This is a genomic window from Sphingobium tyrosinilyticum (genome assembly GCF_042654265.1).
Taxonomy (GTDB): domain Bacteria; phylum Pseudomonadota; class Alphaproteobacteria; order Sphingomonadales; family Sphingomonadaceae; genus Sphingobium; species Sphingobium tyrosinilyticum.
In genome coordinates, this window is record NZ_JBHSFZ010000048.1 from 1 (window position 1) to 24760 (window position 24760).

Genomic DNA, 24760 nt, shown 5'->3' on the forward strand with positions numbered 1-24760 from the left:
GAGATCGTCTCATCATCCATATTCATCTGTCCCGTCCTCCTTCCGGAGGGGGCCAGTTTTCAGTGACGCGAGGGGGTCAGTTTTGCATGTCGCCTAACAGCGGGACGTTGCGGATCGTCGCGACAATGCCGCGCGACACGGCCTGGCGAGCGCGCGGACCGCCGGCCGGGCTATGACCAGCACTATTTCCTCGCCCCTGATTATGACGGCACCACGGCGACGCAGCCGACTGGTGCAAGGAGCCCCGCACTCATCCGCCGCCTGGACCAAAATCAAGCTGCTTGCCGCTCACCCTTGGCCCGCGCGCAACACCTGCCCGCATCCGCTTTCATGCTGGCACGAGCATGCCTCTGTCCCCGGTCCGCCGCACAGACCCCATCTCACGACCGCCTAGTCCTCGCCAAGGACCGGGTCGGGAGCCACTAATCCCATAGCGTCTGCCCAGTCAGCGAGTGCGCTCGATCCGGCTTCAATGAGATCGCGCACCGCGCCAGGAGGCCAGGTCTAGGTCTCGCGACCTCACAGAACCCTCTGGATTGAACCCTCTGGATTCCCAATCTGACTGATTCCTGATTCAAGGCTTCTCTTTGCGGGGAGCGGCAGTGGCGCGTGGTGATCTGACAGACGCGTTCGCGAACTCACGGAAATTGTCAGTCATGAATGTAGCACCGAATGCGAGCGCGTGGGCGGCGATGAACATGTCGTTCCCCGATCAGCGTGCCCTGGCGCTCGAGGAGGCGCGGAGCGCGCCATAGGGGCGATCCGCATCTCTGCGCCGAGGGGCAAGACGGGAAGTCGCTCGAGAATGCCCTCCAGCTGCCTGGTGAGGCGCTCAGACCCGGCGCTCCGCACCACCGGTGACCATGATACTCGTGGCGACCCCATCGTCCGGCAAGACGGTGATGCGCGCGCCGATCACGCCGCCTGAATGCCGGACGAGAGCCGACAGGATGTGGTGTCGAGAGATACAGGATCAGAAGTCGACGGGGTCTGGCAGCATATCGCCGCTGGCGCCCAAATCGTCCTTAATCAGCTCGAGGGTAGCGAGATAAGCAGCCAGCGACAGCACCGGGCCAGGCCCGATAATGAGCCGATCACCCTCCTTGCGGATGATCGCATCCTCGCCCGGCAGCTCGAACGCACGCAGGACGCGGATTGCTTGGCTGCGGCCATTCTTGAACAATTTGACGCGGCGCTGGGGGTTCATGGTACCGCCTTGGCCTATGCTTCTAGCATAAGCCGCGGGTGGGACGAGGCCGGGTCGCTCTTTCATGCGTGTAGATAGGCCGCAGGCCAATTCCATTCTCATTCGAGCTTCCGCATCAGCCGACCGACCGCCCCCTGCTCGGCGGAGAGGTTGCGGTTGTAGGCGAGCGGCATGCGCGGGCTTTTCCAGCGCAGTGCGTCCATGATCCCGGCCAGCTCCTCGCCGCTGACGAACAGATCCTGGTTGAGCCCGACCCGCGTCGAATGGGCGCTGATCCCCTGGAGCAGGTGCGCGAGGTCCTCCGCCGTCAGATCCGGCAGCGCGCCGCGCGCAAACGCGCGGCGGATGATTGCGCGGTAGAGCGGCCCGATCGAGCCGGGATGCAGCGCCGCCGTCCCCACATCATAGTCCACCCGCGCCGGCTGTGCCGGAATGCCGTCGCTCCGGCGCCAGGCCCATCTGCCGTCCGCGTCCATCCGCCCGACCGGCTCCCCTGGGACAGCGGGGCGCGCGCGGATCCGGCGCACCTGCACGCGGCGGAACAGCGGCCCCGCCGCAATCCCCGCCGCCTCCAACCAGGCGGTGACCGCACGCACGCTGCGCGGGCTCAGGAACGCGGTTGCCCCCTCCCCTTCCGGGTCGCTTTTGGTCCGCGGGATGCCGAGCAGCCGCGCCTCGGGGTCGGTCGCCTCCTCGATATGCTCGACCTGGATCGCCACCAGCTCGGAGGCGCGCAGCCCGCTATCATAGGCGGTGGAGAGCAGCGCCCGATCGCGCAACTCGGGCAGGGTGTCGCCGCAGCTGTCGAGCAAGGCCCGGATGTTGAGCCCGCGCGGCGCGTCGGCGGCGACGTCGCGGACCGGCCCCTTGAAGCGCAGCGGCCGCGCCTGGGCTTGCGCGCTGCCCTGCGCCCGTTTGATCGCGCGCAGCGTGAGCTTGACCAGTTCGGCCTGGGTCGGATCCTTGAGGTCGAGCAGCTGGTGGATCTTGGCGATCGAGGCCTTGTAGCGGGCGAGCGAGGCGGGTTTCGCCCCCTGCCCGGCGCGCGCGTCAAGATAGTCGGCCACCACTTGCGGCGTCGCCGGCAGCGCGATCCGGCCGGTGCGCCGGCACCAGAGGTCAAACGCCTCGAGATCGGAGCGGAGCGCGCGCAGGCTGTGCGGCGAGCTGGCCGCTTCAAAGGCGGCAAACAAAGTGTCGTCGAGACGGATGCGATCGCCGGCGCGCATCTGCGTCACGGCCCAGGCGAGATCGGTCAAGGCCATCACGGTGGGAAGGCTCGTGTCGGCCCACTCCCCTGCCCTTTTCTGTCCTTGCTGATCCGTTTTGTGATCCACGACGCGCCGGGCTCCTCCGCCGGCCCCTTGTAGCCTATTTCCCCTTTTCGCGTCAAATCCGCTTCTGTGATAACTGCACTTATCACGGGTGCTTGGGAGCAGTGCTCATAGCTGACTTTCTATACGGCCATTTATGTTTAATTTTGGTCCTCGCACGCCAGCAATTAAAGCTTCCTTTGCGTCCGGATCAGCGGCATAAAGCAGACCCTATGGCCCCCTCCCCTGCCGCGCCCGACCTGCTCACCGCTTATGCCACCGCCCAGGCCGCGCTCGTTCGGATCGAGGAACGCGGCAAGCTCAGCCCGGTCCGCGGCCCCTGGCGCACGCGGACTGCGCTGGCTGAGCGCCAGGCGCTCGCCGCCGCCGATGCGGTCGACTGGTCCGTAGACAATGTGACGATCGATGCGCGCGGCCGGCTGGTACCCAGCGCCTATGACCTCACCCATTGGAAACAGGCAATCGGCGCGCCCATCACGCTCGCCACCTTGGCGCAGGATCCCGCCGCGCTGCTCGCCTGGCTCGGGGCCGATCAGCCCCGGGCGTACGACGCCTGGGCCGCGCCGCTCGAGCGCGATCCGGACGCGCGTCTCGCCGCGGTCGCGCGCTGGCAGCAAGCGTGCCGCGCCCTCCCCCCTGCCCCGCCCCTGCTCCACGCCGCGCGTCTGGCGGCGCTGTGGCGTCAGCACGCGCCGCTGGGCAAGGGCGACCGTGTCGCCAGCCTGCTGATCGGCGATCGCTGGGGCGCGGGCCGCTGGCGGGGCTCGCAGGGCGGGCTGACCGCGCTCGGGCTGCAGCATGGCGGGGCGGCCTGGACAATCGCGCAGGGCGCCGCGCTCGACCGGCTCTGGCTTGAGGCGATTGCCGCGGGCGCCGCCGCGCATTGCGAAAGCGAGACCCGCCTGCGCAGCTATGCCCAGCGCGCGGGCCCGGTGTTCGACCGCCGCCGCCGCTTGGGGCGCTTGAAGGAGGTGATCTGGTTGGCGATGGCGCGTCCGTTCGTGACCAGTGCGCAGGTCGCGCACGCGCTGGGGCTGACCTCGGCCGGCGCGATCAAGCTGCTGACGATTGCGGTCGATGAAGGGCTGCTGCTCGAACGCACGGGCCAGGCAAGCTATCGCTCCTACGCGATCCCCGTCACCGCCCCCTCCCCTCCTTCCCGCCGTGGCCGGCTGGATCCGTTTGCGCCGGATTTTTGGGCGCGCGAGGGAGAAATGGAGCCCCGCTCAGAGCCTCTCTGAGCGGCAAATGCCCCATTGGGCAAGGCACAGGTATCTGGAGCCGCTAAAAGCGCTGTACGGGCTTCTGAGGGGATTTTTGGGGTATTTCACGGTTTGTTCCCGGCGCCAGACGTCGCGACTATCATGTTCGGCTGGGACGGCGCGGAACGGGCGCTGCCCAGCCCATCTGTAATGGGAAATAGAGCCGGCTTCGTCTTTCATACACCTTGACCCTTCCCGTGGACTCTCGAGAGTCCGCTTGAGCAGCCAATGAGGTGCAGAAATCTTTATCACCCCCAATGCTGATCAAGTACGGCGCGGATCGCCTGATCGACATCTTCACGCGTCGCACCCTGCTTATTGAGAAGTGTGAGCTGAATCCCCTTCCGATTTACGCCTTCGATCCTCAGGACTGGCTTTCCTTCGCTATTGGAAATCGTTGCAGCACTCGACTTCTTCGGCGAACCTGACTTCTTGGGGGGGTCGGCCGCGAGCGACAAAGCCTTGATAACCTCAAGGACGGGCATCGCCTGACCCTCTGCCTTCTGAATCTCCGCCAAGCGCATCGCCTCGCAGATTGCGCGTGTACGGCGGTCTTCGGGCTTCAGTAGTCCTTTAAGTGCGATTGCGTTGCGAATGCCGAGATCTTGCGGATTGACGAACGCTTGTGTCAGTTCTGAAGGCAAACGGGCGAGATCGAGGTAGCGGGTGAGCCAGCTCTCCGAGACTTTCAAGCGTTCGGCCATCGTCTTTTGTCGGCCCTCGTAGTAAGCGTCCAGGGCTCGTAAATAGTCCCTTGCCCTCTCGAGATCGGACAGATCGTCTCTCGCACGGTTTTCGATGTCTGCTAGGCGGAAAGCCTCTTCATCTCCAATCTCGCGCACGTCGACAAGAAATTTGAAATCCGGGTAGTTGTGGGAACGAAGCCAGCTTATCGACCAGTGCCTGCGTGCGCCGCAGATCACTTCAAAGTCAAAGTCGGGATCTCCGCTGACTCGCCTTACAATCGCCGGCATTTCTTGGCGGCCCTGAGCCTTAATGCTCTCAATGAGGTCCGCGCAGCGTTCTTCGTTCAGAAGACCGTAGTCTCGGTTATGGCCTGCCCACATTCGACAACGTGCCGGATCGACCAGTTCATGGGTTCTGTTAACAATTGCACCAGATGCGAGGTCGGCCAAACGGTTTGACCGCCCCGTCAGAACGTTGGAGGCAATGGCCGATCGTCGCGGTTGTGCTGAATCGGTGGAGAGATCGATGCCTGCAGCGAGATCCGCCGCAAAGCCGCTATTCTTCCTACTCATATGGACCTCCCCTCACCCAAATTGCACGCGTGCAATTCATGCGCATCGCGCGAAAGCGCAAGCATGTAGTTTACCCATTTCACGCTAATGCAGCCTTCCGAAGGGCTGGCTGGTGGCTCGGCCACATTGAGCGAATGTCCACCTCGATTTCAGCGTTTACGCCATCCAGATATCCTAGGCAGCGATTACGAACCGCCGAGCTCGTCGCGGGCCCATCAAGTTCGTAAACCGTCATAAGTCGAGCTGTCGCGTTATCTATTTCAGCTGAATCCTTGAGGGGCGTGCGGACCATTGCATGCCCAAAAAGAGTCCTCATCAGGTTCAGCAGCTCCTTCTGCATCGACTTGTTCTCGTCAACTTTCGAGGCCACGAAACGCAGGAAGCGCAGCTCTGGCGCGAGACCGCGTTCAGCGAGTTGCTCAATCGTTTCGTCCAGCATGGAAAGGAAGGCAGCAGTCGAAGAGAAGTCCATTACCGTGGGAGGCACGGGGACAACTAGCGCATTGGCGGCCCGGAGAACCGATAAGGAAATGGCCCCAAGTGCCGGCGGCGGATCCATCACGATAACGTCAAAACGATCGGAGATGCTGTCGATGCCTTCCTTTAGACGATCCAACAGCGCGTCACTGCCGCGCGCCATCCGCGCAGCCAACTCATATTCCGAATTAAAGAGACGGAGATTTGCCGGAATCAATTCGAGCCCATCGAAGTGGGTCTTGCGAAGCGCATAGTCTAGCGACGTACGCTCTCCCTCTCTTAAAAAGGGATAAAGCGTTTCGCTTTCATCGAGGTCGAGATCAGGCACATAGCCGAAAAGTGTGGTTGCAGACGCCTGACTATCGCAATCGATCAAGGCCACGCGATACCCTTTTATCGCGAGGTTCTGAGCGAGGTGAACCGCGACAGTTGACTTGCCAACGCCACCCTTGAAATTCTGAACTGCAATCACACAGCAAGGATCTTCCGGCCGCCTATACGGCCTGGTCCCGAACACACCGCGCATGTCATTGAGCTGAGCTAGGGTGTAGCGCTCGCGGCGGTTATTGTCATTCCTTGCTGGCTCAGGAAGCCGGCCATCTTTCTCGGCGTCGCGAATGGCAGCGGCCGTTCGGCCCACAAGTTCAGCAGCCTTACTGATCGTGAAGGTAGGCTCACGCCGATCGTCGGCCCGGGCGCTCTTTGCCGAATCACGGAGCTTTTCGAGCACCGCAGATGTTCGGTTGGCCAGTGCGGTCACCGAGACCAACTGCTCGGCCTCTTCTATCTCAAGTCCGTTAGACATTTGCCCACCTTTCGAAACTGGGCCTAGACTACACGTACTTGCGCTTTTCGGTCAATAAACTCTTCTATTGCGAAAGCTGGGGCGGCTCGCCCAAGTTTGGGGCTTTAAAAACGTACATCCTGACTCGGTGGGGGAGCAAACAATTGCACGCGTGCAATTTCGAGCTAAGGGCGGCCCCTGCGGTTAACCCAGCCTTCGCAAAATCCCTTCCAAGCGGCCATTAATTTGGCTCCCTGAAGTTTCTCAAGCCGCGCTCCTAGGTGGTCGCGAAATCCGCTCGCAATGATATCGACATCCCAGCCGCCACCGTGCTGGCGCGCGATTGTCAGCAGGTCATCATGACCGAACCGCAGGCTACCTTGTGGAAAAGCCTTTTCCGGCTTTTTCGTCGGCGAACCTTTTGCCGGCCCAGGTATGACACCCTGTCCTTCGATCACTGTCTCAACGGTTCCATCCCGTCGAGGCTTGCGGCCTCTAGAATGCCGGTCAAGCTCGTCGACCGTTTCAATGACTTCCGGCGCACCCTTCGGCTCGAAACGGAATTCCACTTCTATGACCGCCCTCCCCTGCCGAATCTCGCGCCATTCCACGCGGAAGTGAGCAAGCTGATCGATTTCTGCCTTCGCCTTTTCCAGCACTTTGCGTCGCAGCTGCGCGAAGTCCGTATACACGTCCGGGGGAATCCCTAGCGCTGCCCGCAGCGCGGGCATATCGCCTTTCCAGGTGGCCTGGCGCCGATGGAGACGTAATGCTCCCAGTTCGTAGAGCTTCAAAGCATAGTTGGACCGAAATCCAAGGACCGCTTGCCGATTGAGAACTGCGTATGTTTCCGACGCCTGGATCAGTTTGCGCGCATCAGGCGTAAACTCCCATTCAATCCAGCCTGCTTCGCCGCCATCTTCCTCCGTTTCTTCGCGAGACCTAGAGATAAGCGAGAACAGCAGGGTCGCTTTCTTGCCTCGCCATGATCGGTCATCAACTGCAAACAGCGTCCGATGCAACTCTTGCAGCATGTCCGTGATACGTTCGTTGCCCTTGTGACCCCGACGAATGTCCGCCTTACGCATCCGGTGGGGCTTGTCTTCCCAAGCATCCCCTCCGGCAGTCAGGATCATCAATGCTAGCAATCGTGAAGCAGTTAAGCTGAGGGATTCACCCTTCACGAATTTTACTTCGATGATGCTGCCAGGCTTTGCAAACTCGTCACCGCCCTTTGCCTTCAGTGCTGCGGCAACTCGCATGGCTCGTCCAGGCGCCTGATCTGACATTCCACTATCGGTTGCTGGGACATCGCTTGGTTGGTTAGCGCTCGTGTCCATGCAATAATGCTCTCGGCGAATCTGCGGGAGGCTTGTTGCTGCCTGACCTGACCCCGCACGTCAAGTCAGGTCAGGATGGACGGGTAGGCATGCCACCACCCCCAAGAGGTCAGGATCGAAGAATGACTGTTGGTGACTGAGAACCAATAAAGCTCGCGAGTCGCACAATGTGCGAGCCGAAGCTCCCTTAAAACGTCAATTGGCCATGGGTGAGATGAACATGGATCGACTTTCGTGGTGCTCTAAGCCGATTTACCTTCTCCCCCAACAAGTCAGGTCAACCCCATGTGGTCAGGAAACAGCCCCCTTCGGGTCAGGTTAAAGCCCCCAAGAAGTCAGGAATGATCCCCCATCCGGTCAGGAAGACTGGCATAAACAACTGAAATAGCGGTAGTTTTGCAGATTGAATCTGAATCACTTGAATCAGGAATCCTCCACTGCTGCGCAGCGGCGTTTTTATATGATTCGGTCGGCAAGACGGCCGTGGAAAAAAATCCGGTAGTTCATGTCACGCAAGGCTTCGAGAACCTTCTTCAAACCTTTAATGATCTCGTCATCCTTGAACTGCGCTGCGGGGTACCGCATTTCCGTGCCATAAGGCACGCCCAATATCTGCCGACGCTGGCGCTGCTTATCGACAGCAGCCGGTGTGACTGATAGGAATTCGGCGACCTGGGCGCGATCATACATGCCGCCGGCCTGCGCTGCCAAATCGGCGCGGAACCGTGTCGTGGCGGCTTGGGCGGCCTGAACAGCGGCGAGTCGCTCGGGTGGGGCAGGGGGTATATCGCGCGCCGCAATGACAAGCGCCTGGCTAAAGATCGGACGCACCAATGATGTCGGCAAGCGTATCCGGACTCGCCGATCCAACAGCCTGTTCGATGGCTTTTGTCAGCTTCTCGAGAGCCAATTGCTTTAGGCGTCGCTAGATGGATTACGTCCCCGTTGCCCTGAAGAAGAAGCTGCCGCTCGCGTGATCTGTCCTTTCTGTCCTTGATATAGCATGTTGAGACAACCGAGCTTGATTGGCCTAGATATGACGTGGGTCACGGTCCACCCCAAGGGCCAAGCTGGGCAGTTGTCCATGCCAGCGACCTTCAAATAAACCCCAGTGCGTCATTGCCGCGCGGGATAGCACATCGCCGGTTGGCGCGTGGGCGCCAGGTCAATCAGGACTGTGACAATGCCCGGGCTTGAATGCCCAGAAGATGAGTTGCCTCGCAACGGGTTAAGCCGGTTGAGCCTCTGTTGCTCGACCAGAAAATTCCTGTTTCATGGGAATGGGCCGCAGTGTCGCCTATGAGATCAAGAGAATAACCACCCCAGGGGGTTACGGCTTCCACGGTGTGGACCCTCCGTTTTTTCTCTTGATCCCGTCAACCCCGCTGCCTGGTCACCCCCATCAGGAATTAGCCTGATCGAGTGGAGGTTAAACCAATGCAGAACATCGCTGAATTTCGCATCATCGGCCGCATCGGAAAGATTGCGGAGCTCGACAAGGTCACTAGACTCTCTGTCGCCGCGAACTACAACCGGCAAGATAATAGCGAGTGGATCACCGACACCCACTGGAATGAGGTAACGCTCTTCGGTCGGCTGATCGAACGCGCCGCCAAGGCTGAAAAGGGTGACATGGTTCACATCGCTGGTCGGGTCCGTCAAAATTCCTATGACGCTCCCGAAGGCAAGCGCTACACCGTCGAACTCATCGCCGATGGCTTCGCCATCCTGGCCAAGGCGAGCGACGCCGAACTGGCCAGCAGCTAGAAAGCGTGGGGCCGCGTGGGAGCGGCCCCATCCGACCATGGCAATTGCCTTTAAATCAGGCGGGCACCGGTTCCACGGACCGCTGCCCGCCATCTGCTTGGGCCAAGCGACCGCGCGCAGGGCCAATTGGGATATGGTGGAGGTAGGATATGAGCGGCATCGCAGAAGCGGGCCTCATATTCCTCGTCATCTTCATACTCGGATTTTTCGAGAGGCGTGACGATGGGGCAGGGCGGCGCACCTATGATCAGGATGAGGAGACCTGGTGGTCTGCCCGCCGCTCCTGGGGGGAAGACCGGCGATGAAAACGATCGCCGTGAACATCGGAAGGGCGGGGCACTTCGCCGCGCTGATGGTTTGCGACCATCTGATAGTGCCGGTGGAACTGGGACCGTTCGGGCCAGACTCCACCAAACAGCTTTTCAATTCGATCCAAATTGTCAATCAGAAGTGGCGGTGAAACCCGATCCGGGTTGCGGGGCTGGGGACTTCGACGCGCTCGCTGAGGGCAGGGGAGGGCGATGATTCTGCGCGTTATCGAGCGTGCCCCGCAATGGTTGCGCCATGATCTGGAATCGAAAGATAGCAGCGCGCGCCGGCGCGCTGAAGAAACCTTGGCAGCCATAATCGCTGATGCGCTTGACGACGGCTCTGCCGCAGAAGCTGACTGAAACGCCTGTTTGCGCGCGTACTAGGAGCATCGACAGGGCTACAGGAGCGCGCATATCTCCAATGGCGATCCAGGTGTATAATCGAGCAGCTGGGCCGGGAAGCTAGCCTTTGGGTCGCATCTCGGCTCTCTCGGCCCGGCACGATGAAAAACGGCCCGACTATCCGGGGACAGTCGGGCCAGTAGAAGTCTCTCAGCATTTAGCCGGAGCCTTCGGGTCGCCCGACTCCTATAGCGGAACTGAGCGGCGAGCCGAACAGGATTAACTATCGTTAGGTTATGGTTTCCAAAGTGTAGGGGTAAAGGCCAGCGGGTCGGTGCTTTCGTTGAGGATTGCGATGCCGATATGGGGCGGACGCTGCCGGCGCTGGACTGCGGTGCAATCCACGCCGGTCATGGCTGCCTTACCATCTGCGGGCCGGCGGCCGATGGCGCGCGCATCATCAGACAGGTCAAGCCGCTGGTGCGGCCAGTCCCGCCTACAGGCTTTTGGTAAGGCTGAGGTCGAGAAAATCGATCAGAGCGCGCCACGACAGAGTATGGGCGTCGGCGTCATAGGCCATGCGCGGGTCGCCCATAGCTTCAACATCCTTGTTGGTGAAGCTGTGCCAGGCATTGCCATAGGAGGTGAGTTGCCAGTGCGCCTGTGCTTCGATCATTTCCTCCTGGAAAGCCGTGACATCTGCAGGAGGCACGAGCGGATCTTTGGCGCCGGTGAAAACCGCGACGCGGGCCTTGATCCCGCCGGCCTGTGCCGGCCGGGCGGTGGTTAGCAGACCATGAAAGCTGGCGACAGCTGCGAGGGGCGCGCCAGAGCGCGCCAGTTCCAGAGCAGCAAAACCGCCGAAGCAGAAGCCGAGGGCCGCGCTATGGGCTGCATGTACACCTGCGGCGGAGAGAAGCGCGTCGAAGCCGGCCTTTACCCGTCCGCGCACGAGATCAGGCTGGCTGCGAAAATTATCGAGCGCGCGGCGCATCGCGTCTCCCTCAAGCGGCTGGCCGTTCCCATGCATGTCGGCCGCCAGTGCGACATAGCCCATATTCGCGAGGTTGCGGCAATGGCGCCGCACATTGCCGCCGATGCCGTCCGCTTCATGGATCACCAGCACCGCGCGGCCGTTCGCCTCGGACCGCGGGAGGAAGAGCTCACCCTCCAGCGATTGGCTCCCGTCGCAATAACGGAAGGGGTCACCACGATCCCTATCGCTCATGCTGTTCCTCCTGACTTACCCGATGTCCGGGAGTTTACCCCTCAGTCTGCGCCCGCCTTGTCAAGCACGCGTTCGATCAGCTCTGCTCTCTCCTTATCATTAACGTCGATCGAAACCAGCACGGGCGCATGCAACGCGGCATTCTCGCGCGCTCTCGGCCTGGGCACGGGTCGCGAACCGTTCCTCGATGAACTCGCTCATTGTTCCTCCGGCTTACATGAATGGCGCAGCGTCAGCTCGGGACGCGGCGTAGTGGCTGGGTCAGACAGTGAATGCCTCCACCGCAGGCTGCGAACTGAGAGATGTCCACTTGCTCAACGCTATAGTCGGCTTCGCGCAGCGTAGTCGCGACGATGGCATCGGAGGCGCTAGCAAGGATATGGCGGCTACCCAGCGAAAGAATGTTGCAGCCGAGCGACGAGGACAGCTTTGAGGGCATGGCTATGATCCTGATGCCGTGTTTGCCGAGCGCTTTGACGAAGGCCGGGTCCAGAAGCTCCAGGCAGCCGATCGCTTCATTCTTGTCTACCATGCAGAAAATCGTGTCGAGGTGCAGATGGTCGGCGTCAAAGGGGCATAGAAGCACGTCCCAACCCGCCGCCCCAAACGGTGCGGCGAACTCGGCCACGCCGGCAGCGGAGGTGCGCTCGCCAGACAGACCTAGAATAAGCAGACCCTCCCGCGCCACGCAGATGTCGCCGCCTTCAATCGTGCCCTGGGTGATGCGGCGCACCGGCACGCTCCAGCTGGCGCAGGCCCGCGAAAGCGCACTCGCCTCGCCCCAACGATGCGGCATTGCAGGGTTGAGGGCGACCATGCCCCAAGGTGTCGAGACGCCGACATCGCGGGTGAAGCACATGTCGGGCAGATCGGGAGACGGCGCGAGCATATGGCAGCGCACGCCATGCCGTTCTAGCGCCCTTGCCAGAGCTTCATGCTGGCGCGCCGCCTCATCGGTATCGGTCATAAAGCCATCGGCAAGAGCCCCGCGTGTAACCGCGCAGCAGGGCACAGGCGCCAGATGATGGGGCGGGCACAGGATCACGTCGGTCAGCGGATCGGTCTCGCTGACAGCGTGGCTTGTCATCATGGTTGTAGGCGAGCGGCCCACCAGGCCACCATCGAACGCAGCGAAATCGACTTTCATGCTCATCTCCAGAGCATGAAAACCATGGCCCGTATCGGCCGTTCCAGCTGCTATCCCAGGTTAGGAGGGTTTTGAGGCGGCAGGATGTCTGCCGCGCAACATTACCCAGGCTGTAGAGAGCTGAGGCGCCTCTTTGCGGGGCCGCGCTTTATTCGTTGCACCGTCGTCTGCCATTTTTCCGGAACGTGCCGGTCGTTACCCCTTTCGGGGATGGTTTTTGACATCTGGCGTCAATTCGGAAGGCGAAGTTGGCTGGGGCAGCATTGGCGCATCATGGCCGACGGTCTCCATGATCCGGGTGTCTGGCTGATGGGATGCGGAGCGCTGCGGCAGGCAGCGCGAAGATTCTGGCTGCGGACAGCGCGCGAGGCGCGATGACGTCTGTTGAGTCTGATCGGCCTCCGGCGCGGCGGGGGTGGGCGTCGCTGCCCTCTAGTCCCACCGCGGCGAGCCGCAAGTCGGGGCTTCGCCCCAACTCCTCCACTGCGTTGCGGCCCTGCAAGCCACCCCATTGCCCAAGCGCAATGGGGACCCCGGGGGTGCTGCCCGCCTCATGTCGGTGGGACTGCCGGACCGCTCCTGCCGCCCACCCCCGCCGTTCCGGCGGCCGGTGCGATGCGGGAAGGAGAAAGGAAATGGGGTATCAGGATAAGGGACGGACCGGCGCTACCCTCTATAGTGAGGTGACGGATCGGATCATCGCCCAGATCGAGGAGGGCACCTTGCCTTGGGTGCGGCCATGGGATGATGGCAGGGCGGCATTGGGTCTGCCCCGCAATGCCGGGACGGGAAGGCGTTACTCGGGGATCAATGTGCTGATCCTGTGGAGCCGCTTGTTCGAAGAAGGTTACGGGTCGCAGCGCTGGCTGACCTATGCCCAAGCGCAGGCCATGGGCGGCAATGTCCGCAAGGGGGAGCGGGGCACTCTGGCTTGGTCACGAGAACGTCGAGACCACCCAGATCTACATCCACGCCGACATGCGGATGAAGGAAAAGGCGCTCGCCCGCGTCGTTGCTCCGCCCACACCGTCAGGCCGGTTCCGACCCGACGACCAACTCCTCGCGTTCCTGGAAGGGCTCTGATTATGCCGAACCGCCGCGCGGCCGAAGGCCAGAAAACTACCCTCAACCAGAGGCCGCGCGGCATAACCCGGGTCGCGGCATTATGCCCCTTATGCCGATATCGGCATAAGGGGCATTGGACCGGGCATCGTTCGCGGCTGGATCGGCTCCCCGATACCGGCTTTGGCAGTCCAGCCTATGCGCGGGAGGAACTGATAGCCGAATTGGCCAGCGCCTTCCTCTGCGCGGATTTGGGCATCGTGCCGACTGTCCGTCATGCCGACTATCTGGGCGCATGGCTTGCCGTTCTGCGGGAGGACAGCAAGGCGATCTTTCGCGCCGCCAGTCAGGCCAGCAAGGCCGCCGACTATCTCCTCGTCTTCGGGCAAGGGGAAGAGCAGCAGGAGGAAGCGGCATGACCCACGATCCCCATGCCGCCGAGCGTCAGCGCTACCGCGCGGCGCTGGCCGGGCTTCCTGCTATCCCCCGTATCGTCTTTTTGCTGCATAGCCTCGACTGCCTGAACTATGAGCAGATCGCCTTCCGCATCGGGGAGGATGTAGGCGCGGTGGAGCGGCATTTTGCCACCGCGCTCAAGCATCTGGTGCGGGAGATGGACGGGCCTCCGCAATGAATCGCCATTTTGGCGACAGAGTCCCGGCCGCGCCCGTTCATCTTCATTTGGTGGACGGGCGCTCTTTGGCTAGGAGAGGTGCGATGCGCACCGACCTTGACCATCTGCCCCCCGCCAAGCAGCGCGAACTGGAGCGCGTTGTGCAGATCATCTTCGAGGAATTCGGGGACGCCAACAATCTCGCCACCGGCAAGCGCAAGGCCGGTCGCATCCACAAGATCATCCTCTATGGCAGCTATGCGCGGGGCGGATGGGTGGACGAGCCGCACACCGCCAAGGGCTACAAGTCCGACTATGATCTGCTCATCATCGTCAACCAGAAGGAGCTTACCGACCGGGTTCAATATTGGGAGAAGACCGACGAGCGGCTGATGCGCGAACTGGCCATCACCCAGACCCTCAAGACCCCGGTGAACTTCATCGTCCACACCTTGCAGGAGGTGAATGACGGGCTGGCGCATGGGCGTTATTTCTTCATGGACGTCGCCGGTGAGGGGATCGCGCTCTACCAAGCCGACGAGAGCGAACTGCACCAGCCAAAGCCAAAAACGTGCGCAAGCGCTGGCCATGGCGAAGGAATATTTTGAGGAGTGGTTTCCGACCGCGAAACACTTTCACGGATCGGCCCTACATTCCATTGAACAGGGTTGGTTGAAGAAAGCGGCGTTCGATCTTCATCAAGCCGCTGAACGGCTCTACCATACGGTCCTTCTGGTCTGCACTTTTTATACCCCACGCAATCACAATCTTGCTTTCCTTCGCACCCAGGCCGAGCGCCTCGATTTCCGCCTGTTCAACGTCTGGCCGCGCGACACGCGGGCCGAGCGGTCGATGTTCGAGAAGCTGAAGGACGCCTATGTGAAGGCGCGCTATTCCAAGCATTATACGATCAGTGAGGAAGAGCTGAGCTGGCTTGGAACCCAGGTCGAGGAGCTGGGCCGCGTCGTCCATATCGTCTGTAGCGAGAAGATCGCCGCCCTTGAGGCAGCCCTCTAGCCGGTGATGAAATTCTTGAGCGCTCGCAGGTCGCGGGTGATCCACTTCGCATCGCGGGCGAACATCTCATCATCCATGCCGGGCTGACGGAACAGCGTCAGCATCACCTCTGCCCCGTCGCCATTCTGGATGACGCGGAGGGGGACATGGATTTCCTGACCATCCCCGGTATCGACGAAATGATCCATCACCCCATAATCGTTATGGGGCGTGAACCGGATCGTGATTGATCCCTCCGGGCCATCGGCGAACCATTGGTCGCCCTCCTGTCGCAGGTCCGATTCCGAGAGGCCGGATGCCCATTTGGGGAAGACCTCCGGCCGCCAGATCGCTTCGTAAAGCACCCGCCAGTCGCGGTTGATGGAGACGCTGTAAGTGCGCGCAGGCAGCATGGCGCCGGTCCTCTTTCTGGTTCGAATGCCGACAGCGGTTAGCGCCGTTGGGCCGCGCTGTCACCGACTGGACCGAAGTGTTGCCCCCCAGAACTTGAAAGCGGACGCAGCGGCAAGCCGCTGCGAAGTGTCCGACGCACGGCCAAGGCCGAATGTAATGCACCCTACGCACGGGTGCTGTGCCAATTTATCGTCTTAGTTCAAATAGATATGGGCGAATAAGCCTATTCGGGCGATCGCGAAAATCCGAATAACCTTATTTGACCGGCGCATGGCTAATCCACGTAGGTCATTGTTCGAGAACGCAAAAATATCTCAAATAAGACTATTTGCCGGCACAAAATGTGGACTGTTCCCAGCTGCCTGAGAGGGGGCGCATTCAAGTGCGGAAATGGGAAGGAAAGTGCCCAATGCGCACTTGAGTGCGCACCCTCTGTTCATGCGGATCGGCGCGCTGCTATCGCGATCCTTCCGTGGCGGCCCCTCCTGAACAAAGGAACTGACATGCCCGTGATCACCATACAACTCGAGGAAGAGCTGCACCGCCGCCTCAAGCGCCGTGCCGCTACCGCCAATCTCTCCATCTCCGCTCTCGTCCGTCCCCTCATCGAGGATGTCGCCGTTGGTCGCGGCGGTTACATCTTCACCGGCCTGGATGAACTGATGGGCGTGGCCGTCCAGACCTATGCCTTGCTCGCAGAGATGGCGGTCGACCACTCGCCGCAACTGCTCGCGCGGGGCACGGCCAACGCCCGCCTGATGCTGCGGGACAGGGGGCTGCTCGATCCTTCCGAAGACCCGCTGGCCGACATCGGGCGGGTTGGTTCCCGGCAGGGGGAGGATGGCCAATGAGTATCTTCCGCAACGACACATTGGGGTCGATGACGCGCGGCGGTCAGACCATCGTCCACAATCTGCGGATGACGATGCAGGTCATCTCCAGCAATCTCGGGCAGGTCGAGCAGGTCGAAGCCAATGAAGGCATGTCCTATGGGGTCAACGACATGCGGGATGGTGTCAGCCTTTCGCGAACGCAGGTCACTCGGCCGCTCGTGCTGCCGACCGAGATCGTGAACCTTCCCAATCTCACGGGCTATCTGCGGTTTGGGCGTGACCTTCCGGTAATCCGGTTCACCGATCGCTATCACCCCGCAAAGGCGGATCAGCCTGCCTATGTCGACAGGATAGAACCGGCTATCAGGCTTGGGCCGATCATGTCGGAAACTATCGTTCCGGGCGATCCAGCATCTCCTGACAATGCCCAACGCCCGACCACAACCAATGGGCAGCCTGTGCCCACGGACATTCGCCTGATGGGATGGCGCAGCGGAGCTGATGCCAACGCCATCCGGCAGCAGAGCCGGCCCAGTGGTCCGTTCGGGCCTGCCGATCCCGCCTGACCCTCACGCTGTGAGTGAGTACTGGGAACGGCTGCCGCTGGGACTTTTGTGAAGGACGGCAGCTTGAACTACGAACAAGCTGTGATGCGAATGCTGCTGTCAACAATGCCCGAATCCTGATCGCCGTCAACATCGAGAAGGGCGGGGCGGGCAAGACCACCCATTGCCTGCCATCTTGCATGGCACCTTGCCGATGCCGGCCATCCTGTTCTGGTGCTCGAACTCGACCGGCAGTGTAATGCCTCAACAGCGCTGCGCGATTTTGCCTCGCTGAGATCGTGCAAACAGCTCTTCGAGAACGGTTTCCAGGCTTCGGTTGGGGAGGGACGTGCGATCTACTCTAACCGCATGACCGGCGACAATCATGATTATCTGATGGCGCTGCACACCGGCACACCCTGGCCGCATGTGCATCTAACAGTTGAAGCGGAAGGCTTGGATGGCCAGCGGTTCGATCCGCGCTGGGAAGATCTTTTCAAATTTCGCGAGGCTTTTGCCGAGGCCCTGCGCAGCCGCGGTGTCTAATGCGAAGCGACATCGCGCTGCACGAGAGGGCAGGGGAGGCGGGGACGAGCATGGCACTTGCTCAGATGCGGGCAAAGATCCGTTCAGGCGTTTCGCGCTAGCCGACCGAGACTGACATGCGACAGGCGCGCGAGGCGTTGGCTATTGCCAGCGGAAAAGCGATGTCGCCGGTCAGCGCGCGAAAGAGCGCTGGGTCACGACGAGGGAGAAATATGAGAAGGCTGCGGAAAGGTTCGAACCGTCGGGGGGATCCTCGGGAGCAAGGGCTTGCCAAGGAGCTTCGCACGTTCCTGAAAGGTCGAACGAGCATCGAAACTGTGCCGGACCGGGTGCTGAAGGATGCGATGGAGCGGGTAAAGCGCGCTCAGGAACAGGAGCGTGACAATTCATCGGAGAGGAGACGCCCCGGTCACTCGCCGCCCGATCGAAGGCGATAGCGGAACCCAGCTTAGGATTGCCGCATTGCGCCCGCGGTCATCAGGCGGCATATGCCGCCAGCGATGGATGAGAATATGACCGCGATGATTCTGCGCGTTATCGAGCGCGCCCCGCAATGGCTGCGCCATGATCTGGAATCGAAAGATGACAGCGTGCGCCGGCGCGCTGAAGAAACGCTGGCAGCCATGATCGCTGATGCTCTGGGTAACGGGACGGCTGAGAACTCGGCGGAATAGAGCAGGGAGGTTCGCTTTGGCGCCATGTGGAGGCGCAGCCCAGTATTCCCACCACTCTCGTTCGGCACATAGCGAAGCGGTTTCCGGCGTTCCAAGATCAAGCGATGTTAGGGAAGTTTACAGAAATTCCCTAACATGACATAACATCGCTATGGATGCTCGAAGGAATCCCTTTGCGCCTGGCGCTGGAACTCCCCCTCCTGAGCTTGCTGGGCGCGGTGCGCTGCTGGAGCGCAACGCGGTTGCACTGGATCGCATCCGCATGGGCCGATCGGCGCGACCAAGCATTTTGTATGGTTTGCGGGGCGTCGGGAAGACCGTGCTGCTCTCGACTATGCGGGACGCAGCCGAATCGGAAGGCATGACGATTGTCGCCATCGAGGCGCCAGAAAATCGATCGCTCCCCGGTATTCTCGTGCCTGCGCTTCGGGCCGCCCTGTTGCGCCTCGACCGACTGAAACAGGCGTCAGCGGGGGTGAAGCGGGCGCTTCAGGCGCTTGCTGGCTTTGCCAAGCTCAAGGTCAAATATGATGACCTGGAGGTGGCGTTGGATTTCGAACCCGAGCCGGGCCTCGCCGATAGCGGCGACCTTGAGGCGGATCTGGCAGACCTGATCGTGGCCGTGGGCGAAGCGGCCAAGGAACGAAAGAGCGCCGTCATTCTGGTGATCGATGAGCTACAATATGTGCCGGAGGAGCAACTGGCCGCCTTGATCAGCGCGCTGCATCGTGCCAATCAAAAACAACTTCCCGTAACGATGCTGGCAGCCGGCCTGCCGCAGCTGCTCGGACAAATGGGTCGGGCAAAATCCGATGCTGAGCGCCTGTTCGAATTTGTCGCCGTTGGGCCACTCGACGATGAGGCGGCTCGCGAGGCTATCCGCCTGCCGATCGAGCGCGAAGAGGAGTCGATCGACGATGACGCTCTCGATGAGATCATCGCGCAAACCAAAGGCTATCCCTACTTCCTCCAGGAATGGGGGAAACATGGCTGGGATGTCGCGGACGCATCGCCCATCACCGCCCAGGACATCGCGGTTGCCACCAAGGGTGCCCTTGCTGAACTGGACGCCAGTTTCTTCCGCGTGCGCTTCGACAGGCTAACGCCTGGAGAAAAGCGCTACCTTCGTGCAATGGCGAGCCTTGGCCCAGGCCCGCATCGCTCGGGTGATGTGGCAGATGCCATGGGAGTGAAGGTATCCAGCGTCGCACCGACCCGGAACAGCTTGATCGCCAAAGGAATGTTATACAGCCCCGCACATGGCGACACGGCATTTACCGTGCCGCTCTTCGACACTTACATGCGACGCGTCATGCCGGAAACTCCCCTGTGAAAACGATTGCGCGAAAGCGTGCCACCGAGTGACCCAGGGCCCGGTTTGCGAATGGCACTGGGACATTCGCGACTGTGGGGTCCGGAGCGCCACAGCGTCGAATTCGGCCGTAGGGCTGGTGCGGGCCGACGTCCGTTCACGCCGACATAGCCGCCCTTCGTTGGGTCAAAACAGCCCGTCGATACCTGCCGGTCGTTCATCAGGCCAAACCGGCTCCCCGGCGACCTCGGGAAGCCGGAATCAGTGTCAAATTTCCGTCCGTTCGGACAGTGTCAGGGCATCATCCACGTAGACCCCTAGGTAACGGACCGTGTTCTCAATGTTCGTATGACCCAGCAGGATCTGGACGGCCCGAAGATTGCCTGTGGCTTTGTAGATCAGTGCTGCCTTGGTCCGTCGCATCGAGTGCGTGCCATACTCCCGCTTGTCGAGACCAATCGTTGAAACCCACTCGTCGACAAGACGAGCATATTGCCGTGTGCTCAAATGGCCGAGATAATCGATCCTGCTTGGGAATACGAAGTCGCGAATCGTGCCGCCGCGCCGATCGAGCCATGTCTTCAGGCTCTTGCGTGCTTCCGTCATGATCTCGAACTGCACGGGTCGATCGGTCTTTTGTTGGATGACGGTCGCGCGATCCCGAAATGACCCGCGCTCATCAGGTCGCCGATCCTGATTTTGACCAGATCGCAGCCTCGCAATTTGCTGTCGATGGCGAGATCGAAAAGGGCCCGGTCGCGCAGACGTTTGTGTTCGTCGAGATAGAAACGGATCGCCCAGATATCGCGAGGCTTCAGTGGGCGCTTCGGCCCAACTTTTTTCCCTGCGTTCCAAGGGCTCCGATCATGAATGGCGGGGTCAAGGTCTGAATGTCCCATGATAGTTCTCCGATGGCCGGGATGGCCAGCGCGAGTATAGGATCCATGCTTCGTGCCTTCCGACATGTGTCGCGCGACACTTGACAATCTCGCGGCGCTGCGCTACATCCGAACGATGGAAATAGAGAGCATCAGGCACAAAGGCCTGCGCCGCTTTTTTGAGACGGGCAACGCCAAAGGCCTGGTTGGAGATGCGGGGCGACTGCGCAAGATGCTGGCTTTCATCGACGCTGCGGAAAGCTTCGAGGAGCTGTCAGTGCCTCCGAACTTCGGATTGCATGAGCTGACAGGTGACCGGAAGGGAAGCTGGTCAATGACAGTCTCGAGAAACTGGCGGATGACCTTCGGTTTGAATGAACAAGGCGCGCTAATCGATATGGATCTGGAGGATTATCATGGCGCTTAAGATGCACCCTTCGCTTGCTGTCCACGTTGGCGATTGGTTGAAAACGGAAATTGTAGAGCCCGCACAGGTCAGCGTGACGGCTTTGGCCAAGCATTTTGGCGTATCGAGGCAGGCGTTGAGCACCTTGCTGAATGGCAATGCGAACCTGTCTGCTGATATGGCTATTCGGTTTGAGAAGGCTTTCGGCATCAAGGCCGACACTCTGTTGCGGATGCAGACGACCTATGAGCTGGCCCAAGCCCGCGAGCACGAGCAGGACATAAAGGTCGAGAAGCTCGCAAAAGCTGCCTGACATCGCCGACTTCTCGGTCATTCCCGATGTGAAATCGTACGCCTGATAGCTGCCTTTCGCATCCCAGCAACGCCGGCTCATCGAGCAGATCGGTGCTTGTTCGACATTTCCTTCGATGAATTGGCCATTTCCTTAGTTCGTGCCAGGCGATATATCTCCGGCTGAGACCGGACAGCGGAGACGAGCGCTGCCCAAGGACGGCCACCTGAGGAGGCTCCGATGGCGGTGGATATTGTCGCAACAAAAAACGGGCCATATCTCGTAACCGGAGATTTGGCCCTACTTGAGCTGCGCGATGGAGCTGGAAATCTCTATGACTTTCAGGGCAAGAGCCGTGTTTTCCTTTGCCGGTGCGGTGCGTCGATCACGAAGCCATTCTGCGACGGCCAACATTCCAAGATCGGTTTCCAAGCGGCGGAGGCCGCAGTGAAATCTGGTGGTTAGCGCCAACATAACGGTCATACGTACTCGAAGGCAGTGTCCCTAAAAGCTGTCGATTGTTAGGGCGTTGGGAGGCACGTCATGAGATAAACTAATCGATCGAACCATGCTTTAGCCCCCCGTTAGCCCCTCGACAGCCTCTTCCTAGATCTTATCAACCGCGGAAGGCATCAATCGCGGTCGGCAAATCCCTGAGCTGTGGTATGACCTTTGCAGAATATTCGGGCAGGGTTTCTTTGACTAAAGCCGAAAAACGGCGGTCTGAGCGCCAAAAATCTACGTGCGGTATGTAAAATGCATGCACTAAATCCCCGCCGAAACTGCGTTCGATCGATGCCGATTTGGCTGATACACCAACAACTTGGAGAGTGTACCCCCGCACCAGAGACGAAAATATACGGCACGCTGGGACCGTGGAGCGTAGTTGCGAATTGCCTTTAAAGGCATCGAGCACCCCCGCTGTTACGCCCAGTTTCTTCGAATCCTCCGCGCAAATATTGAGCGCAATTTCCTCAAACTTCTGAATTTGTGAATCGACGATTCGACGAACCTTTGATCCAAATTCCGGATCATTCGAGAGCGGTGCAAGAGTTTTCTGAATGTTTCCAAAGGCATCAAACAGTGTCTGGCCCATGCCGCTGATCCATTCGGGCAATGAGCGATCTGACTCAAGTCGTTCGAAATATAGCTCCACGAACCTCTGCGGCTCAGCAATAGCGGAAAACAGGCTATCGCTCGCCTGCTGAGGAGTGGCTCGATCTTGTAGGCAAGCTACGATCGATTTGATTACGGCATTTTCCGGGAGGCCGTATTCGAGAGCGAACTGTGGCGAACCCTCCCTGGCGAACCGTATAATGTTCGGAAGGGTGATCAATTTTTTAGCCCTTCTGCGGGCGTTTCGATTGAATGCAGTAATCTCGCCCATCGCATTGTGAGCTCGATCTAGGACGGTTTCTCGAAAGCCCTCAAATACATCTGAGACATCAGGATACCAGCGGCGCTCGCCTCGCAGAACCGACTCATCTGGCGGGGCATCGATCAACAGCGCGTCATAAGCTGCCTTTGCAACTTCTATGGCTATGGCGCGCGGGGGATATGCCACAGCATTGGCACCGCACAGGCGTTCAATCGCTTCGGCTTTCCTAAAAGTAGTCTCGCGAAAATCCGCATCATATTGTAGCAATTCGCCAAGAAGTGGCATGGACGCAACGAAAGTGGCGGCGCCAGACAGTGCGCGATCCTCAAGCGCTGTGAACAATTTCCCTGTTGCGTCATCGCTTTTGCCGCGTAGGACATCGCCAAAACGTGAAAAGTCTTGGCTATCAAGATAAACGGTTGGTGAAGCTGTCATTATCGGCTCTGTGAACCCTCAATCCTGGCCAAGCGCGGCAACTTCAAGCCTCCCAGCGGCGATTGCGGCGATTGGGAAACCTCAGCCAAGAATCGTCGGCAATCGCCTTTGGCGGTGGAGGAACTCTCTCGACGGGGGGCAGTGAATATTCTTTGACCGGGCGGCCATTTACCACCTCCGCCAAGCTCGATTTGAAAAGTTGGACATCTCCAAAGTAGTTAGGGTAGGCACCTTTCAGATTTTCAATTTTATCCAGTTCCACCACAACAATACTGTACTGTTCGTTCTCGCTGAATCCACTGACGCCGCCCTCAAGTACGGAGCCAATATCAGACGGCCTATTTAGATATTTTACGTTCACCCGTCGGGCGTTATGATCGTAGATAATTAAGCAATATCGCGGTTTATGATTTCGGTCATGTTCGATCCGGTCGAGGTTGGAAACGGCATGACTGAGAGTGTCTAGAGTCTGAGTGGCATTCAAACTGGCGTTAAGATCAATGATTTCGCTAACCCTGCTGCCCGAAGCGACCTTAGCGTAATCGCATCCTTCGCTTGCAGCGAACTCCAGCGACATAAGTTCAAAGAGTCGAAGCCAATCTTTATCGCCCTCGCCGGCTTTCATATTTTCACCCCGATACAGACCCACGGCCTCAACAGCGGTTGCCCATGAGTGCTGCATGCGGCTTCGTATCTGCATTTCGATGAGCCTGCCTTCGTAACCCTCCTCGGATTTGTCGCGCGGTTGGAAGGCAAAGACTATATGGTGACTTCGATAACCACTATCTCGTGGTGCATCCATGTAGGCATCTTCGCGTTTCAAAATATGCGAAGATTTATTCACAATTTCGGATACCAGCTGCCGCGCCTCAACGATGCTTGGCACCACTGCGCGGCATCCGCCTAAATCCTGCAGCTGCCGCAAATTGCTACCGATACGACTTAACTTGGCGCGGATTGAAGGCATTTGCTTGAGCCGTGCGGCAGTTAGACCTTTGACTTTCAGCGCGCTCATTCGCCCATGCATCTCGGCGCGTAAGCGGTGCATCGGAAACGCGTGTGAAGCGCGCCAACTGTTCGCGATGGCGAAGATCTTGCGGATTTCCGCTTCGCTATCCGGCGACCAATCCAAGCGGCCTTTCAGAGCAGTCCCCGCCCTGACGACATCCTTCTTGGAGAACTCCAGTTGTGGGTATTCGGACACGGCATCACCACAGCAAAGGTCGGCGCGAACTCTTGATTAGCGGAAGCTATCCCAAGCCATGGGCCTCTAAGGATTCAAAGGTTGCCAGACGGTTGCAACACAGTCAATTGGCCATACGCTGAAACAAGATTGTAATCTTATCCGTGATTCGACCTTAGGAACATCGCAGAATCATAAAGAGCCTGACAGAAGCGAAGCCCGGATTCAGAGAGGGCCGCCTCGAGCCGCGCCCGGTCGATGGAAGCGACTTCCTCCAAGATGGCAGCGATGCGTGCGCGGGACGCGTCACCTACACAGGCTTGCCTGCAAATCTGATGAAAGTAAGCGGCAAGGCACACGAACACATACAACCCGTGCAGTACGCCGGACGCAGTCCTCGTCTCCTGCTTCCATGGAGAGTAGATGGCGTCATCGGAAAGGGTGAGCGGGAGCTGATGTTCCAGTGCGGTAAGATTATGATGCATGGCTTCGTGGATGACGCCCTCGGCGAGGCGCAGCGCGCCGCGGACGCCTCTCCCAGGAATGGAGACAAAGATCCATCCCGGCCACGCCGGCTCGCTATGGCTGGTATCATAGTCGGGCCCTTGGCTGGATACGATTGCGAGCCCGCGAACCCGTTGCTGCACGATGTCGTGCAGGTCCGGAACGAGGGCAATCAAGGCTTCCGCATCCGCGAGGGCAAGATCATCGGGCGCGCTGCGAGCACGAGGGGCA

26 protein-coding genes and 3 pseudogenes are annotated in these 24760 nt (G+C 59.9%); 16 read left to right on the forward strand and 13 right to left on the reverse strand.

Translation table 11 applies throughout. The features are described from left to right. Positions 1-973: 973 nt before the first annotated feature. Both ACFO3E_RS15510 and ACFO3E_RS15515 read right to left on the reverse strand, forming a co-directional pair. On the reverse strand, positions 974-1207 hold the full coding sequence (locus ACFO3E_RS15510) for an antitoxin (RefSeq protein WP_380805926.1): 234 nt from the start codon (positions 1205-1207) through the stop codon (positions 974-976). Positions 1208-1305: 98 nt separating this feature from the next. Next, positions 1306-2472: a site-specific integrase gene (locus ACFO3E_RS15515; protein WP_380806028.1), complete on the reverse strand. Its 1167-nt coding sequence runs from the start codon at positions 2470-2472 to the stop codon at positions 1306-1308. Between the two features lie 281 nt (positions 2473-2753). Here ACFO3E_RS15515 and ACFO3E_RS15520 point away from each other — a divergent pair, with 281 nt between their 5' ends. Beyond that, the gene (locus ACFO3E_RS15520) at positions 2754-3782 is read left to right on the forward strand and encodes a hypothetical protein (protein WP_380805928.1); all 1029 of its coding nucleotides are present in this window, start codon (positions 2754-2756) and stop codon (positions 3780-3782) included. 269 nt (positions 3783-4051) lie between these two features. Here ACFO3E_RS15520 and ACFO3E_RS15525 read toward each other — a convergent pair whose 3' ends face one another. From ACFO3E_RS15525 to ACFO3E_RS15540, 4 genes are all read right to left on the reverse strand, one after another. Then, entirely contained in the window at positions 4052-5062 is a 1011-nt protein-coding gene (locus tag ACFO3E_RS15525) for a ParB/RepB/Spo0J family partition protein (protein ID WP_380805931.1), read from the reverse strand. Positions 5063-5141: 79 nt separating this feature from the next. Next, positions 5142-6344: an AAA family ATPase gene (locus ACFO3E_RS15530; protein WP_380805933.1), complete on the reverse strand. Its 1203-nt coding sequence runs from the start codon at positions 6342-6344 to the stop codon at positions 5142-5144. A 164-nt stretch (positions 6345-6508) separates the two neighbouring features. After that, on the reverse strand, positions 6509-7585 hold the full coding sequence (locus ACFO3E_RS15535) for a replication initiation protein (RefSeq protein ID WP_380805936.1): 1077 nt from the start codon (positions 7583-7585) through the stop codon (positions 6509-6511). Between the two features lie 534 nt (positions 7586-8119). Continuing rightward, complete coding sequence (locus ACFO3E_RS15540) at positions 8120-8494, reverse strand: hypothetical protein (RefSeq protein ID WP_380805937.1); 375 nt, start codon at positions 8492-8494, stop codon at positions 8120-8122. A 606-nt stretch (positions 8495-9100) separates the two neighbouring features. Between ACFO3E_RS15540 and ACFO3E_RS15545 the strand changes: the two genes are divergently transcribed. From ACFO3E_RS15545 to ACFO3E_RS15560, 4 genes are all read left to right on the forward strand, one after another. Then, positions 9101-9430: a single-stranded DNA-binding protein gene (locus ACFO3E_RS15545; protein WP_380805940.1), complete on the forward strand. Its 330-nt coding sequence runs from the start codon at positions 9101-9103 to the stop codon at positions 9428-9430. A 149-nt stretch (positions 9431-9579) separates the two neighbouring features. Continuing rightward, a complete protein-coding gene (locus tag ACFO3E_RS15550) occupies positions 9580-9735 on the forward strand; it encodes a hypothetical protein (RefSeq protein WP_380805942.1) in 156 nt (51 codons plus the stop codon). Beyond that, on the forward strand, positions 9732-9890 hold the full coding sequence (locus ACFO3E_RS15555; RefSeq protein ID WP_380805945.1) for a P-loop NTPase family protein: 159 nt from the start codon (positions 9732-9734) through the stop codon (positions 9888-9890). Before ACFO3E_RS15550 ends, ACFO3E_RS15555 begins: the two co-directional genes overlap by 4 nt. Positions 9891-9951: 61 nt before the next feature. After that, complete coding sequence (locus ACFO3E_RS15560; protein WP_380805947.1) at positions 9952-10101, forward strand: DUF6771 family protein; 150 nt, start codon at positions 9952-9954, stop codon at positions 10099-10101. A gap of 478 nt (positions 10102-10579) precedes the next feature. Here the strand turns inward: ACFO3E_RS15560 and ACFO3E_RS15565 are convergent, their stop codons facing one another. Continuing rightward, positions 10580-11311, reverse strand: a complete 732-nt coding sequence (locus ACFO3E_RS15565) for a dienelactone hydrolase family protein (RefSeq protein WP_380805949.1) — start codon at positions 11309-11311, stop codon at positions 10580-10582. Between the two features lie 232 nt (positions 11312-11543). Next, positions 11544-12458: a dimethylarginine dimethylaminohydrolase family protein gene (locus tag ACFO3E_RS15570; RefSeq protein ID WP_380805952.1), complete on the reverse strand. Its 915-nt coding sequence runs from the start codon at positions 12456-12458 to the stop codon at positions 11544-11546. 635 nt (positions 12459-13093) lie between these two features. On the opposite strand from ACFO3E_RS15570, the gene ACFO3E_RS20875 reads away from it, so the two are divergent. The 3 genes and pseudogenes from ACFO3E_RS20875 (at position 13094) to ACFO3E_RS15595 (ending at position 15150) form a co-directional block, all read left to right on the forward strand. Next, positions 13094-13939, forward strand: coding sequence for an ArdC family protein (locus tag ACFO3E_RS20875; protein WP_465269442.1), 846 nt, complete (start codon positions 13094-13096; stop codon positions 13937-13939). After that, the gene (locus ACFO3E_RS15590; RefSeq protein WP_380805955.1) at positions 13936-14154 is read left to right on the forward strand and encodes a sigma factor-like helix-turn-helix DNA-binding protein; all 219 of its coding nucleotides are present in this window, start codon (positions 13936-13938) and stop codon (positions 14152-14154) included. The genes ACFO3E_RS20875 and ACFO3E_RS15590 overlap by 4 nt, the downstream gene beginning before the upstream one ends. A gap of 83 nt (positions 14155-14237) precedes the next feature. After that, positions 14238-15150 (forward strand): annotated as a pseudogene (locus tag ACFO3E_RS15595) (HEPN domain-containing protein). Here ACFO3E_RS15595 and ACFO3E_RS15600 read toward each other — a convergent pair. Then, on the reverse strand, positions 15147-15542 hold the full coding sequence (locus ACFO3E_RS15600) for a polyketide cyclase (RefSeq protein WP_380805958.1): 396 nt from the start codon (positions 15540-15542) through the stop codon (positions 15147-15149). The pseudogene ACFO3E_RS15595 and the gene ACFO3E_RS15600 overlap by 4 nt on opposite strands. A 504-nt stretch (positions 15543-16046) precedes the next feature. Between ACFO3E_RS15600 and ACFO3E_RS15605 the strand changes: the two genes are divergently transcribed. From ACFO3E_RS15605 to ACFO3E_RS15625, 5 genes and pseudogenes are all read left to right on the forward strand, one after another. Further along, positions 16047-16394, forward strand: coding sequence for a CopG family transcriptional regulator (locus tag ACFO3E_RS15605; RefSeq protein ID WP_380805960.1), 348 nt, complete (start codon positions 16047-16049; stop codon positions 16392-16394). A gap of 86 nt (positions 16395-16480) precedes the next feature. Beyond that, positions 16481-16744: pseudogene (locus ACFO3E_RS15610) on the forward strand (type IV secretion system DNA-binding domain-containing protein); the annotation flags it as partial. Positions 16745-17155: 411 nt separating this feature from the next. Then, on the forward strand, positions 17156-17467 hold the full coding sequence (locus ACFO3E_RS15615) for a relaxase/mobilization nuclease domain-containing protein (protein ID WP_380805963.1): 312 nt from the start codon (positions 17156-17158) through the stop codon (positions 17465-17467). A 500-nt stretch (positions 17468-17967) separates the two neighbouring features. Then, complete coding sequence (locus ACFO3E_RS15620; protein ID WP_380805966.1) at positions 17968-18141, forward strand: DUF6771 family protein; 174 nt, start codon at positions 17968-17970, stop codon at positions 18139-18141. Positions 18142-18292: 151 nt separating this feature from the next. Continuing rightward, entirely contained in the window at positions 18293-19474 is a 1182-nt protein-coding gene (locus ACFO3E_RS15625; RefSeq protein WP_380805968.1) for an ATP-binding protein, read from the forward strand. 246 nt (positions 19475-19720) lie between these two features. Here ACFO3E_RS15625 and ACFO3E_RS15630 read toward each other — a convergent pair. Continuing rightward, positions 19721-20352: pseudogene (locus tag ACFO3E_RS15630) on the reverse strand (tyrosine-type recombinase/integrase). Between the two features lie 115 nt (positions 20353-20467). Between ACFO3E_RS15630 and ACFO3E_RS15635 the strand changes: the two are divergent. The 3 genes from ACFO3E_RS15635 to ACFO3E_RS15645 all read left to right on the forward strand — a co-directional run bounded on the left by ACFO3E_RS15635 (position 20468) and on the right by ACFO3E_RS15645 (position 21494). Further along, positions 20468-20758, forward strand: a complete 291-nt coding sequence (locus ACFO3E_RS15635; protein ID WP_380806030.1) for a type II toxin-antitoxin system RelE/ParE family toxin — start codon at positions 20468-20470, stop codon at positions 20756-20758. Further along, positions 20748-21050, forward strand: coding sequence for a HigA family addiction module antitoxin (locus ACFO3E_RS15640; protein ID WP_380805971.1), 303 nt, complete (start codon positions 20748-20750; stop codon positions 21048-21050). The genes ACFO3E_RS15635 and ACFO3E_RS15640 overlap by 11 nt, the downstream gene beginning before the upstream one ends. 219 nt (positions 21051-21269) lie before the next feature. Then, positions 21270-21494: a CDGSH iron-sulfur domain-containing protein gene (locus ACFO3E_RS15645; RefSeq protein ID WP_380805974.1), complete on the forward strand. Its 225-nt coding sequence runs from the start codon at positions 21270-21272 to the stop codon at positions 21492-21494. Between the two features lie 151 nt (positions 21495-21645). Here the strand turns inward: ACFO3E_RS15645 and ACFO3E_RS15650 are convergent, their stop codons facing one another. The 3 genes from ACFO3E_RS15650 to ACFO3E_RS15660 all read right to left on the reverse strand — a co-directional run bounded on the left by ACFO3E_RS15650 (position 21646) and on the right by ACFO3E_RS15660 (position 24705). Then, complete coding sequence (locus ACFO3E_RS15650) at positions 21646-22842, reverse strand: hypothetical protein (protein ID WP_380805975.1); 1197 nt, start codon at positions 22840-22842, stop codon at positions 21646-21648. A gap of 43 nt (positions 22843-22885) precedes the next feature. After that, entirely contained in the window at positions 22886-24046 is a 1161-nt protein-coding gene (locus ACFO3E_RS15655) for a nucleotidyltransferase family protein (RefSeq protein ID WP_380805978.1), read from the reverse strand. Between the two features lie 137 nt (positions 24047-24183). Next, positions 24184-24705 (reverse strand): aKG-HExxH-type peptide beta-hydroxylase, encoded by a 522-nt coding sequence (locus ACFO3E_RS15660; protein WP_380805979.1) that lies wholly within the window; start codon positions 24703-24705, stop codon positions 24184-24186. Positions 24706-24760 lie beyond the last annotated feature (55 nt).